This is a genomic window from Actinomadura kijaniata NBRC 14229 (assembly GCF_001552175.1).
Taxonomy (GTDB): domain Bacteria; phylum Actinomycetota; class Actinomycetes; order Streptosporangiales; family Streptosporangiaceae; genus Spirillospora; species Spirillospora kijaniata.
Window position 1 is genome coordinate 34,995 of sequence record NZ_BCQR01000043.1, and the last position, 12,950, is coordinate 47,944.

8 protein-coding genes and 2 tRNA genes are annotated in these 12,950 nt (G+C 72.3%); 6 read left to right on the forward strand and 4 right to left on the reverse strand.

The genetic code is table 11. The annotated features are described in order from the left end of the window. Window positions 1-5: 5 nt before the first annotated feature. Entirely contained in the window at window positions 6-2,279 is a 2,274-nt protein-coding gene (gene secD / locus AKI01S_RS15490; protein ID WP_067817141.1) for a protein translocase subunit SecD, read from the forward strand. Here the strand turns inward: secD and AKI01S_RS15495 are convergent. Next, window positions 2,197-3,402: a sensor histidine kinase gene (locus AKI01S_RS15495; RefSeq protein WP_067817144.1), complete on the reverse strand. Its 1,206-nt coding sequence runs from the start codon at window positions 3,400-3,402 to the stop codon at window positions 2,197-2,199. The two genes, secD and AKI01S_RS15495, sit on opposite strands and share 83 nt — an antisense overlap. After that, on the reverse strand, window positions 3,399-4,064 hold the full coding sequence (locus AKI01S_RS15500; protein WP_067817147.1) for a response regulator transcription factor: 666 nt from the start codon (window positions 4,062-4,064) through the stop codon (window positions 3,399-3,401). Before AKI01S_RS15500 ends, AKI01S_RS15495 begins: the two co-directional genes overlap by 4 nt. 130 nt (window positions 4,065-4,194) lie before the next feature. Between AKI01S_RS15500 and AKI01S_RS15505 the strand changes: the two genes are divergently transcribed. Then, window positions 4,195-4,722 carry a M15 family metallopeptidase gene (locus AKI01S_RS15505; protein WP_245681638.1) on the forward strand — a complete coding sequence of 176 codons (528 nt, stop codon included), beginning with the start codon at window positions 4,195-4,197 and terminating at the stop codon, window positions 4,720-4,722. Window positions 4,723-4,728: 6 nt separating this feature from the next. Here AKI01S_RS15505 and AKI01S_RS15510 read toward each other — a convergent pair whose 3' ends face one another. Continuing rightward, window positions 4,729-5,523 carry a septum formation family protein gene (locus AKI01S_RS15510; RefSeq protein WP_169813965.1) on the reverse strand — a complete coding sequence of 265 codons (795 nt, stop codon included), beginning with the start codon at window positions 5,521-5,523 and terminating at the stop codon, window positions 4,729-4,731. Between the two features lie 394 nt (window positions 5,524-5,917). Between AKI01S_RS15510 and AKI01S_RS15515 the strand changes: the two genes are divergently transcribed. The 3 genes from AKI01S_RS15515 (at window position 5,918) to AKI01S_RS15525 (ending at window position 7,904) form a co-directional block, all read left to right on the forward strand. Next, a tRNA-Glu gene (locus AKI01S_RS15515) sits at window positions 5,918-5,989 on the forward strand. A gap of 6 nt (window positions 5,990-5,995) precedes the next feature. Next, window positions 5,996-6,067, forward strand: a tRNA-Glu gene (locus tag AKI01S_RS15520). 85 nt (window positions 6,068-6,152) lie between these two features. Next, window positions 6,153-7,904, forward strand: a complete 1,752-nt coding sequence (locus tag AKI01S_RS15525; protein ID WP_067817155.1) for a bifunctional metallophosphatase/5'-nucleotidase — start codon at window positions 6,153-6,155, stop codon at window positions 7,902-7,904. Between the two features lie 59 nt (window positions 7,905-7,963). Here the strand turns inward: AKI01S_RS15525 and AKI01S_RS15530 are convergent, their stop codons facing one another. Next, entirely contained in the window at window positions 7,964-9,874 is a 1,911-nt protein-coding gene (locus AKI01S_RS15530) for a glycoside hydrolase family 15 protein (RefSeq protein ID WP_369688721.1), read from the reverse strand. A gap of 309 nt (window positions 9,875-10,183) precedes the next feature. Here AKI01S_RS15530 and ppdK point away from each other — a divergent pair, with 309 nt between their 5' ends. Further along, window positions 10,184-12,874, forward strand: a complete 2,691-nt coding sequence (ppdK, locus tag AKI01S_RS15535) for a pyruvate, phosphate dikinase (RefSeq protein ID WP_067817161.1) — start codon at window positions 10,184-10,186, stop codon at window positions 12,872-12,874. Window positions 12,875-12,950 lie beyond the last annotated feature (76 nt).

The following is a 12,950-nucleotide window of genomic DNA, read 5'->3' on the forward strand; positions in this document are numbered from 1 at the left end:
CTCTCTTGACTCGCGCCAACCTGGTGCGGGTGGTCCTGGCGTTCGCCGTGCTCGCCGGATCGCTCTACTTCGCCCTGTCCCAACCCGCCCGCCTGGGCCTCGACCTGCGCGGCGGCACCCAGATCGTCCTGGAGACCAAGGACGCCCCGAACGTCAAGGCCGACCGCGAGGCCACCGACCGTGCCAAGGAGGTCCTGGAACGCCGGGTCAACGCGCTCGGCGTCGCCGAGTCCTCGATGACCCGCTCCGGCGAGCGGCGGATCATCGTCGAGCTGCCCGACGTGCAGGACCCGACGCAGGCCGCCGGCGCGCTCGGCCGGACCGCGCAGCTGACCGCGCACCCGGTCCGGCCCGACCCCACGGCCAAGCCCGCCAAGGGGGAGCAGGCGCTCCCCGACGAGCAGGGCCAGCCCGTCCTGCTCGGCCCGCCCGTGCTGACCGGCGACGGCGTCGAGTCGGCGTCCGCGCAGTTCGACGCCCAGGGCGGCACCGGCTGGTCGGTCAACATCAAGTTCCGCGGCGACGGCGGCCGGGCCTGGGAGAAGGTCACCGCCGAGGCCGCCTGCAAGTCCGGCCACGACCGCCGGGTGGCGTTCGTGCTGGACGGCAAGGTGATCTCCTCGCCGTCGGTCACCGAGCAGGTCGCCTGCGGCGTCGGCATCACCGGCGGCGCCACCCAGATCACCGGCAGCTTCGGCCCCGAGGAGGTCAAGGAGCTGTCGGCGCTGATCCAGGGCGGCTCGCTGCCGGTCCCGGTGCAGATCATCGAGCAGCGGGTGGTCGGCCCCACCCTGGGCGCCGAGGCCATCGAGGCCAGCGCCTGGGCGGCGGTCATCGGCGTGATCCTCACCGGCCTGTTCATCATCTTCGTCTACCGGCTGGCCGGGTTCCTGGCCACCATCGCCCTGGCCTGCTACGCGCTGATCTCCTACGCGGCGCTGGTGGCGATGGGTGCGACGCTCACCCTGCCGGGCCTGGCGGGCTTCGTGCTGGCCATCGGCATGGCGATCGACGCGAACGTGCTGGCGTTCGAACGCGCCCGGGAGGAGTACGCCCACGCCCCCAGGCGCGGCCTGGGCAGCGCCCTGACCACCGGCTTCACCAAGGCCTGGTCGGCGATCGCCGACTCCAACATCACGACCCTGCTGGCGGGCGGCCTGCTGTTCTTCCTGGCCTCCGGGCCGGTGAAGGGCTTCGGTGTCACGCTGGCGATCGGCGTGCTGGGCTCGCTGGTGTCGGCGATGCTGCTCAGCCGCGTCCTCACCGAGGCGGTCCTGTCCCGCCGCGTGATCGAGCGCCATCCGGCCCTGTCGGGGCTGAACGGCGTCGGCCGCGTCCGCCGCTGGCTGGACCGCCGCCGCCCGGACCTGATGAAGCGCCGCGCCCTGTGGCTGTCGATCTCCGGGGTGGCCGTCGTCCTCGCCGTCACCGGGATCTTCGCGCGCGGCCTGAACTTCGGCGTGGAGTTCACCGGCGGCCGCCTGGTCGAGTACTCCACCTCCAAGCCGGTCGACATCGACACCGCCCGCGAGGCCGTCGCCAAGGCGGGCTTCCCCCGCGCGGTGGTGCAGGAGTCCGGCAAGGACGACATCTCGGTCCGCACCGAGAAGCTCGACAACGCCGAGGTCACCAAGATCCAGAACGCGCTCGCCGAGCGGGGCGGCCCGACCACCAAGCAGCGCGACGAGCTGATCGGTCCCAGCCTCGGCGACGAGCTGCGCACCAAGGCCCTGATCGCGCTGGCCGTCGCCCTGCTGGTCCAGCTCGCCTACCTGGCGTTCCGGTTCCGCTGGACGTTCGGCGCGGGCGCGGTGGTGGCGATGTTCCACGACGTGGCCATCGTCACCGGGGTGTTCGCCTGGCTCGGAAAACCGGTCGACGGCGTCTTCCTGGCCGCGCTGCTGACGGTGATCGGCTACTCGGTGAACGACTCGGTCGTGGTCTTCGACCGCATCCGCGAGCTGTGGGGCGAGCGCCGCGACGCGCCGTTCGCCGAGGTCGCGAACCTGGGCGCGCTCCAGACGGTGCCCCGCACGGTCAACACCGGCATGGGCGCGGTGTTCATCCTGGCCGCGCTGGCGATCCTGGGCGGCGACTCGCTGACCGACTTCGCGATCGCCCTGCTGATCGGCATCGGGGTGGGGACCTACTCCAGCGTCTTCACCGCGACGCCGCTGGCGGTCTTCTTCGAGCGCTTCACGAAGGCCCCCGCCCCGCACGCGAAGAAGCTCCAGCGTCCGGCCCGCCGCGACCCGCACGACTCGGGCGCGGTGATCTGACCCCGTCCCCCCGGGGCCGCGCGGACGCGGCCCCGGAGGGCAGGGTCACCGTCACGGCGAGCCCGCCGCCCGGCTCGGGCGCCAGGTCGAGCCGTCCCCCGTGCGCGTCGACGACGGCGGCGGCCAGGGGGAGCCCGAGGCCGTGGCCGCGCCGGGCCGGGTCGGGGTCGGCGGTGCGGCCCCGCGCCCGGAAGAACGGCTCGGTCAGCGCGCCGACCAGGTCCGCCGGGACCACGGGCCCGGTGTTGCGCACCACCAGACGGGACCCGCCGTCCCCAGTCCCGGTCCGCACCGACGCCGACCCGCCCTCGGGGAGGTTGTGCCGCAGGGCGTTGCGCAGGAGGTTGGCCGCCATCCGGACCAGCAGGGCCCCGTCGCCGGCGACGGGCGCCGGAGCGAGGTCGGCCGCCAGCGTCACGCCCAGGGCGGCGGCCTCCTCCCGCACCTCGTGCAGCGCGCGGGCCGTGGTCCGGGCCAGGTCCTCCGGCGCGGACGCCACCGGCGCGCCGTCGATGGCCGACAGCCGCAGCAGCGCGTCGACGACCTCGACGCCGCGCTCGTTGGTCTCGCGCAGCCGCCGCAGCAGCCGCACGTGGTCCTGGCCGCCGGGGTCGGCGATCGCCACGTCCAGCATCGTGCGGGTGACCGACAGCGGGGTGCGCAGCTCGTGCGAGGCGTTGGCGGCGAACCGGCGCTGCCGTTCGAACGACGCCTGGAGCCGGTCCAGCATCAGGTCGAAGGTGTCGGACAGGTCGGTGAACTCGTCCCGCCGCCCGGTGAGCCCGATCCGGTGGTCCAGGGACCCCTCGGCGGCCCGCCGGGCCGCCCGGTTGATCTCCTGGAGGGGCCGCAGCACCCGGCCCGCGACGAGCCAGCCGCCGCCCAGCCCGATCACGGCCAGCAGCGCCAGCGCCCAGCCCGAGGCCGTCAGCAACGTGTCCAGGATCTCCCCGCGCGACGGCGCCCACCGGGTCTCCCGGGGGTTGGCGGGCGCCAGCGGGTAGTTGGGGACGTACCGCATGCCCACGTAGACCACCGCCATGGTGACCGCCCCGGCGCACACCAGGAACAGCGCGTAGCTCAGCGTCAGCCGCAGCCGCGCCGTCAGCCGGAACCCGCTCACCGGTCCGCCTCCAGCCGGTAGCCGACGCCTGGCACGGTGTGGATCACCGGGGGGTCGCCCAGCCGGGCGCGCAGCGCCGAGATCGTGATGCGCACGGCGTTGGTGAACGGGTCGGCGTTCTCGTCCCAGGCCCGCTCCAGCAGCGTCTCGGCGCTGACCACGCCGCCCCCGGCGGCCACCAGCACCTCCAGCACGGCGAACTGCTTGCGCGCCAGCGCCACGTACCGCCCGTCCCGGTACACCTCGCGCCGGAACGGGTCGAGCCGGATCCCGGCGTGCTCCAGCACCGGCGGCGCGCCGTGGGCGGGCCGCCGCGCCAGCGACCGCAGCCGCACCACCAGCTCGGGCAGCTCGAACGGCTTGGTCAGGTAGTCGTCGGCCCCGATCTCGAACCCGGCGACCTTGGCGGCCAGGTCGCCCGCCGCCGTCAGCATGATCACCCGGCAGCCGAGCCCGCGCCCCACGATCCACCGGCACACGTCGTCGCCGTGCACGCCGGGGATGTCGCGGTCGAGCACCACCACGTCGTAGTCGTGGACGGCCAGCCGCTCCAGCGCCGCGTGGCCGTCCCCGGCGATGTCGGCGGCGATGGCCTCCAGGCGCAGCCCGGCCTGCACGGCCTCGGCCAGATAAGGCTCGTCCTCGACGACGAGAACCCGCATGAATCCCCCCGATCGGTCCGGGACCCATGGTAGGCGGCGGCGTATATCGAAAACGTATGTGAAAAGGCATACGCTCTCGCAACGCGCTTTCGGGTGGATTGGCGACATGTCCGCTCACCGCATTACCGCCATGATCACCTCGGCCCTCCTGGCAACGTCGCTGACCCTCGCGGCCTGCACGGACGCTCCCGCGCCCCTGGACGCCCGGCCCTCCCCGAAAGAGGACGGGCGCATTTCCGACGCCCGCGGGATCTCCCCCTTCGACACCCGCCATCCGGCCATTCGCCATCTGGACGCGGACCTCCTGCGGGGGGTGCGGAAGGCCGCCGACAAAGCGAGGCGGCAGGGTGTCGAAATGTTCGTGACCTCCGGCTGGCGGAGCGTGGAGTACCAGCGGAGCCTCCAGGAACGGGCGGTGGCCCGGTACGGCAGCCGCGAGCAGGCCGAGCGCTTCGTGCTGTCCCCCGAGAAGTCGGCCCACGTGCGGGGCGAGGCCGTCGACATCGGCCCGACCGACGCCGACGACTGGCTCATCCGCAACGGCGCGGAGTTCGGCCTGTGCCAGACCTACGCCAACGAGATGTGGCACTTCGAGCTGGCCACCAGGCCCGGCGGCGAGTGCCCGCCCCCGAAGTCCGACGCCACCGCCGCCCACTGACCCGGATCAGCCCCCCACCAGGGACGTCCGCAGCCGCCCGGTGACGTAGCAGACGGAGGTCCGCTCCCCCTGGTACTCCCAGTTGGACTGCCCGGGGAACGTGTACCAGCCCTTCACGGGAGTCCCGGCCCGGCGGGCGACCGCCGAATTATGCCGGGAGCACTCGGCGTCGGCGATCCGCCGCACGGTCCTCTCTCCGGGGTAGGACGAGCCGGAGAACGGCACGACGCGGGTGACCTGGCCGTCGTGCGGCTCGCCGCAGTCCGCCAGCCGGACGCTGGACCCCACGTTCGCGAGGGTGCGGAAGCAGTCGCCGACCTTGAGCTCGGTCCACAGCCGCGCCTGTACGGCCCGCCCGGCGATCGACCCGGTCACGGTGGCGCCCACGGCCGTGGCCGCCGCGCAGCGCATGGTGCGGTCACCTTCCTCCCACGCGAACTGCATCGGGTAGAGGGCGACCACCTGGCCGCCCGGAATCGGCTGTTCGCTGCCGAAGCGCCTCCTGAACTGCCTCTGGCACTCGTCTCGCCCGAGGCCGGCGAGCCGCGCGCCGCCCGGATAGGGCCCGGCGGGCATGGCGTAGGTCGCCAGCAGCTCCGCCTCGTGCGGCCGGGCGCAGTCCACGACGCGCGCGTCGATGAAGATCGGCCGTCCGCTGGGGAAGTCCAGGCAGTCGCCCACCTTCGGCCCCGCCGGGGCGGTGGCGGGCCGGGCGGGCGGCTTGGGGGGAGCGTCCCGCCAGGTCAGCGCCACCACGGCCGCCGCCGTCGCGAGCACCGCTGCGAGCAGTGCGAGAAGCACCGGGCGGCCGAGCCGCATTCCACCGGGGCCCACCGGAGGACCGGCCGGGCGAGGATGCCCTTCTTCGGCCGGACCGTGCGGATGACGGGCCGGTGCGGGTGTTGGCGGGGTGTCCGGGGCGGTCCAGGGTGAGGGGTCGGGGGGTGAGGTCACGGGGCGTGACATTAGCCTTTTAGGGCGACAAAAAGGTCACGGTTCGAGGAAAACGCGTTGCGCCCTTTCGGGGCCGCGCGGCACAGTGGAGCGAGTCGCCGGGGAAACGACGGAAAGGGGCGGTGCGATGCGGGAACGCCAGGAACGCCGCGAACGTCGTCCCGAGGCCGGCCACTAGGCCCTTCCGCAGGTCGGGCGCCGTCGCCGCCAAGGGCCGCCCGAGGCGGCCCCGCTTTTTCCGGGCGCATTCGTCCAGTGGCAAGGACACCACATTCTCGCTGTGGAAACACGGGTTCGATTCCCGTATGCGCTGCTTTCCGGCCGGGTCGACCAACGGTAGGTCACCTCGCCTTCACCGAGGCCCGTGCGGGTTCGAGTCCCGTCCCGGCCACTTGTCATCTCGCGCTCATCCGCCGGTCGCCCGGCGGCCATCCGGTGATGATCACCTGCTCCCGGAGCGACGGGAGAGCATGCGGATGAGGCGACGTGCGGCGGCGGCCGCGGTCACGGCGGTGGCCGTGACGGCCGCGACCGGAGGAACGGCGACGGCGGCGGTCGAGCCGGTGGACGTGCAACTGCTGGCCATCACCGACCTCCACGGTTACCTCCAGCCCTACGACGACGCCAACGGGCAGGTGAGGCTGCCCGACGGGACCGTGCTCAAGGTCGGCGGGGCCGCCTACAACGCCGCGCACCTCAAGCGGCTGCGGGCCGGCCAGCGCAACTCGATCACCTTCTCGGCGGGGGACGGCTTCAGCGGCTGGCCGTTCGAGGTCGACGCCTTCCAGGACGAGCCCACCATCGAGGTCCTCAACGCGTTCGGCCTGCGCTTCTCGGCCGTGGGCAACCACGAGCTGGACGTCTCGCCGGAGTTCCTGAAGGACCACATGGGCCGGGGGCGCTGCTTCGGCCGGGTGGACGTGGACAGTTGCTTCACCGACTCCACGGGGCGGCGGTTCCGCGGGGCGCGGTTCCCCTTCCTCAGCGCCAACATCGTGGACGCGCGGACCGGACGCCCGATCCTGCGGCCCTACACCGTCGAGTGGGCGCGGGGGAGCGGCGGCCGCCGGATCCCGGTCGGGTTCATCAACCTCACCGTCACCGACACCCCGGTCGGCAGCACCTCCTACCAGCCGGGCCTGAGGGCGCTGCCGCTGGTGGAGACGGCCGCGCGGTACGCCGCCGAGCTGCGCCGCAAGGGCGTGCGGGCGATCGTCGCCAACGTCCACGAGGGCGGCCAGGCCGACGGCGCGGGCTTCAACGGCTGCAACAGGCCCTCCGGCCCGGTGATCGACTTCGCGCGGGCCGCCTCGCCCGACATCGACGCGATCGTCACCGGGCACTGGCACGCGGGCTTCAACTGCTCGATCCCCGACCCCGCCGGCCGGCCCCGGCCGGTCGTCGAGGGCCTCAACCACGGGCGGCTGATCAGCGAGATCGGCCTGCGGCTCGATCCGCGCACCGGCGAGGTGGTCCGGGACCGCACCACCGCCGTCAACCACCCCGTCACCCGCGACATCGCCCCCGACCCCGAGGTCGGGAGGATCGTCTCCCACTGGAAGGCCCGCGGGGAACGGCGCGCCGCCGAGCCCCTCGCCCGGCAGACCGGGGATCTCACCCGGACCCCCAACGCCCACGGCGAGAGCACCCTGGGCGACCTGGCCGCCGACGTGCAGCACTGGACCGCCGCCCGCACCCGGCGGGGCCGCGCCGACCTCGCCCTGGTGGCGACCCGGCCGCACAAGGGGTCGACGGCGCTGGCCCGGGACCTGCCGTTCGCGAAGGGGAACGCGGCGGGCGACGCCGACGGGGTGATCACCTTCGGGGAGGCGTGGGCCGCCTACGGCTACGGCAACCCCGTCCTCACCGTCACCGTGACCGGTGAGCAGATCCACCAGGCCCTCGAACAGCAGTGGCGGGACGGCCGCTTCGCGCCGCTGGCCGTGTCGCGCAACGTCCGCTATCGGTACGACGCCTCCCGCCCCGAGGGCGACCGCGTGGATCCCGGGGACGTGACCATCGACGGGAGGCCGCTGGACACCGGCCGCGACTACCGGCTGGCGGCCCTGGCCTACACCCTCATCGGAGCCGACGGGTACCCCGCGTTCGCCGGGTTCCGGCAGGCGTACCGCAACCAGCCCGCCGACCACGAGGCGTTCGTCGCCTACCTGAGGGCGCACCCGACGGTCACGCCCCCGCCCCCGGACCGCGTCACCGGCGGAACGTGAGAAAGGGCACACCCGTGCGGGGTGCGCCCTTGTCACGTGGCCGAACAGGCCGGTACGGGTCAGGCCAGCGGAGCCGGGGGCTCGCCCTCCTCGGCGCGGATCACCTGGGTGACCGCGTTGATCAGCGCCAGGTGGGTGAACGCCTGCGGGAAGTTCCCCAGGTGACGGCCCGAGTGCGGGTCGATCTCCTCGGCGTACAGCTGGAGGTGGCTGGCGTAGGACAGCAGCTTCTCGCAGAGCGCCTTCGCCCGCTCCAGCTCACCGATCATCACCAGCGCGCTGACCAGCCAGAACGAGCAGATCGTGAAGGTGCCCTCCTCCGAGTCGAAACCGTCGTCGGTCTCGTGCGCCCGGTACCGCAGCACCAGGTCGTCCTCCGACAGCTCGTCGGCGATCGCCAGCACCGTGTCGCGGACCCGCTTGTCCTCCGGCGGCAGGAAGCCCAGCAGCGGGATCAGCAGCGACGAGGCGTCCAGCGCCGTGGCCCCGTAGTGCGCGGTGAACACCCCGCGCTCGTCCAGGGCGTTGTCCAGCACGTCGGCGTGGATCTCGTCGGCGGCCTGCTGCCAGCGGGACGCGCGCTCCATGTCGCCGCGGATGCGCGCCAGCCGCGCGCCCCGCTCGGCGGCGACCCAGCAGAACACCTTGGAGGAGGTGAAGTGCTGCGGCTCGCCGCGCACCTCCCACATCCCGGCGTCCGGGGTCTTCCAGTTGGCCAGGGCGTCCTCGACCTGCTTGACGACGATCTTCCACAGCCGGTCGTCGAGGCGGTCCCGCTTGCGCACGAACAGGTAGATGGAGCCGATGATCGCGCCCCACACGTCGTGCTGGTTCTGGATGTAGGCCTCGTTGCCGATGCGCACCGGACGGGCGTTGTCGTAGCCCGACAGGTGCTCCAGCGTCGACTCCGGCAGCTCGGCGCGGCCGTCCAGACCGTACATGATCTGGAGGTTGCCCTCGGCGGCCTCGGCGACGTCGGTGATGAAGTAGAAGAAGTCGTTGGCCTCCCAGTCGTAGCCGAGCGTGTAGAACGCCCACAGCGCCATCGTCGAGTCGCGGATCCACGTGTAGCGGTAGTCCCAGTTGCGGACCCCGCCGGGCGTCTCCGGCAGCGACGTCGTCGCGGCGGCGGCCACCGCGCCGGTCGGCGCGTAGGTCAGCCCCTTCAACGTCAGGGCGCTGCGCTGCAGGTGGCTGCGCCAGGGGTGGTCGGGGAACTTGCCCCGGTCCAGCCAGTGCTGCCAGTGGTGGACGGTCCACACCAGCCGGTCGTGCGCCTCCTCGTAGGTGGCGGGCGGCTCGTGCTCGCTCCACGACAGCGCCACGAACCGGGCGTCGCCCTGCTTCAGCAGCGTCCGGGACGTGGCCAGCGGCCCCTCGAACCCCACGTTCATGTCGGTGGACAGCCGCAGGTTGATGCCGTTCCCGCGGGCCACCGCCTCGTGGTAGCCGAGCCCGGTGTGCTCCCAGCGCGCCGGGGTCTGCCCGTAGTCGAACACCGGCATGCAGTCCAGGCGGACCTGCACCTGCCCGTTGACGCACCGGACCATCCGCAGCAGGACGTGGTCGGCGTCGTAGTCCGTGGGGGCGCGCCGGTGCGTGTGCGACCGCTCGGTCTCGTGGTGCCAGGGCCCCATCAGCAGGGCGTCGGTCACCACCAGCCATCCGCCGTGCACCCACCAGGTGGTCTCCATCACCATGGTGCCCGGGATGTACCGCTGCGCGGCGGGCACCTCCACGCCCGCCGGGCCCACCCGGAAATAGCCCGCGTCGCGGTCCAGGATCGACCCGAACACGCTCGGCGAGTCCATCTTGGGTAGGCACATCCACTCGATGTTCCCGCTGGGTGCGACCAGCGCGGTCGTCTCACAGTCGGACAGGAACCCGAAATCGGCGATAGGAGCGAACGGCTCTCCCGCCCGGCCTCCGGCGACCATCGGCCTCACAACCTCACCTCCTTGATCCATCATTCCCTCTCGTCGGCAATGGCCATGCCATGGCGCTCGCCTCTTTCCTCGCGGACCCGACAGGGGACCTGTCGGGTCATGCCGTACTGGAATAGACCATTACAGCGGCTCTGACCTGGCATAACGCCCGGTCGAGGACCGGGCGGCGGGCAGACCGCCACAACACGGGTACAGTCCCCCGCAAGCAGGACAAGAGCTGCCACTGCCAGGCAGAACGTCGCATCGTGCCACGTCGGCACGGTGTGACCGTCGCCTGGCGGGGGAGACCCCCGTCCTGTCGTTGGGTGGAATCGGAGCGAGAAGGAGCTCCCCGTGCCGAAGTTCGTGTACGACTTCACTGAGGGCAACAAGGACCTCAAGGATCTGCTGGGTGGCAAGGGCGCCAACCTGGCCGAGATGACCAACCTCGGTCTGCCCGTGCCTCCCGGGTTCACGATCACCACGGAGGCCTGCCGGCACTACCTCAAGCACGGGAGCCTTCCCGAGGGGCTTGAGGAAGAGGTAGCCCGGCACCTCTCCGCGCTGGAGGAGGCGATGGGCAAGCGCCTCGGCCAGAGCGACGACCCGCTGCTGGTCAGCGTACGTTCCGGCGCCAAGTTCAGCATGCCGGGCATGATGGAGACCGTTCTCAACATCGGCCTCAACGACGAGTCGGTGCACGGCCTGGCGGCCCAGGCGGGCGATGAGCGCTTCGCGTGGGACTCCTACCGCCGCCTGATCCAGATGTTCGGCAAGACCGTGCTGGACATCGAGGGCGAGCTGTTCGAGGAGGCCCTGGAGGACGCCAAGCGCGCCAAGGGCATCGACAACGACGTGGACCTCGACGCCGGGGACTTCCGGGCCCTGGTGGACACCTACAAGGGCATCGTCCGCGAGCACGCCGGGCGGGAGTTCCCCACCGACCCGCGCGAGCAGATGGACCTGGCGGTCAAGGCCGTCTTCGACTCCTGGAACGCCGACCGCGCGATCCTGTACCGCCGCCAGGAGCGCATCCCGGTCGACCTGGGCACCGCCGTCAACGTCTGCTCGATGGTGTTCGGCAACCTCGGCATGGACTCGGGCACCGGCGTGGCGTTCACCCGCGACCCCGCCTCCGGCCAGCAGGGCATCTACGGCGACTACCTGCAGAACGCGCAGGGCGAGGACGTCGTGGCGGGCATCCGCAACACCGTCCCGCTGATCGAGCTGGAGACCATCGACAAGGCCTCCTACGACCAGCTCCTTGAGATCATGGAGAAGCTGGAGAACCACTACCGCGACATGTGCGACATCGAGTTCACGATCGAGCGCGGCAAGCTGTGGATGCTCCAGACCCGGGTCGGCAAGCGGACCGCCGCCGCGGCGTTCCGCATCGCCTGCCAGCTCCTCGACCAGGGGCTGATCACCGCCGACGAGGCCGTCCGGCGCGTCACCGGCGACCAGCTCGCGCAGCTGATGTTCCCCCGCTTCGACGCCTCCCGCGCCGACGGGGCCACCAGGCTCACCAAGGGCATGAACGCCTCCCCGGGCGCGGCCGTCGGCAAGGCCGTGTTCACCTCCGCCAGGGCCGTCGAGCTGGCCGAGCGCGGCGAGGACGTCATCCTGGTCCGCCGCGAGACCAACCCCGACGACCTGGCGGGCATGGTCGCCGCCAGGGGCGTGCTGACCTCGCGCGGCGGTAAGACCTCGCACGCCGCCGTCGTCGCCCGCGGCATGGGCAAGACCTGCGTCTGCGGCGCCGAGGAGCTCGACGTCGACGTCAAGGCCGGCCGGTTCACCGCGCCCGGCGACGTCGTGGTCGAGGAGGGCGAGGTGATCTCCATCGACGGCTCCACCGGCGAGGTGTTCCTCGGCGAGGTGCCGGTCCAGGACTCCCCGGTCGTCCGGTACTTCGAGGGCGAGCTGGGCGCCGCCGACGGCGACGAGCTGGTCACGGCCGTCGACCGGATCATGGGGCACGCCGACGGCCAGGCCCGGCTGAGGGTCCGCGCCAACGCCGACAACCCCGAGGACGCCGCCCGCGCCCGCCGCTTCGGCGCGCGGGGCATCGGCCTGTGCCGCACCGAGCACATGTTCCTCGGCGACCGCCGCCGGCTCGTCGAGAAGCTGGTGCTCGCCGAGACCGACGACGAGCGGCGCGCGGCCCTGGAGGCCCTGGAGCCGCTGCAGAAGCAGGACTTCGTCGGCATCTTCGAGGCCATGGACGGCCTGCCGGTGACCATCCGGCTCATCGACCCGCCGCTGCACGAATTCCTCCCCGACCTCACCGAGCTCTCGGTGAAGGTGGCCCTCGCAGCCGACGACGCCGACCCGAAGGACCGCAAACTGCTCGAAGCGGTCCACCGCCTGCACGAGCAGAACCCTATGCTTGGACTCCGCGGCGTGCGGCTCGGTTTGGTGATTCCCGGCCTGTTCTCCATGCAGGTGAGGGCGATCGCCGAAGCCGCCGCCGAGCGGAGGCGGGCCGGGGGCGACCCGCGACCCGAGATCATGATCCCACTCGTCGGGGCCGTCCAGGAACTCGAGGCGGTCCGCGAGGAGGCCGAGCGGGTGCTGGCCGACGTCGCCGCCGAGACCGGAGTGGACGTCCCCGCCCTGATCGGCACCATGATCGAGCTGCCCCGGGCCGCGCTGACCGCCGGGCAGATCGCCGAGGCCGCCGAGTTCTTCTCCTTCGGCACCAACGACCTCACCCAGACCACCTGGGGCTTCTCCCGCGACGACGTGGAGGCCGCGTTCTTCGGCCGCTACCTGGAGCTCGGCATCTTCGGCGTCTCCCCGTTCGAGACCCTGGACCGCGAGGGCGTCGGCCGCCTGGTGCGGATCGCCGCCGAGGAGGGCCGCCGCACCCGCCCGGACATCAAGCTCGGCATCTGCGGAGAGCACGGCGGCGACCCCGAGTCGGTGCACTTCTGCCACGAGGTCGGCCTGGACTACGTGTCCTGCTCGCCGTTCCGCGTCCCGGTCGCCCGCCTGGAGGCCGGCCGCGCCGTGATCGAGGCGGACGGGAGCGACAACCGTTGACGGAGTGACGTGAGAGAGGCGAGGTGAGGGACCGTGGGATCCGGTGACGGATCCCACGGTCCTTCCCGGCGTGTCG

Excerpts from the sequence above, each read along its gene's own strand:
- AKI01S_RS15530 (WP_369688721.1), bottom strand. The coding sequence starts at position 9,874 with ATGATGGATCAAGGAGGTGAGGTTGTGAGGCCGATGGTCGCCGGAGGC.
- AKI01S_RS15525 (WP_067817155.1), top strand. The coding sequence starts at position 6,153 with ATGAGGCGACGTGCGGCGGCGGCCGCGGTCACGGCGGTGGCCGTGACG.
- AKI01S_RS15505 (WP_245681638.1), top strand. The coding sequence starts at position 4,195 with ATGATCACCTCGGCCCTCCTGGCAACGTCGCTGACCCTCGCGGCCTGC.
- AKI01S_RS15500 (WP_067817147.1), bottom strand. The coding sequence starts at position 4,064 with ATGCGGGTTCTCGTCGTCGAGGACGAGCCTTATCTGGCCGAGGCCGTG.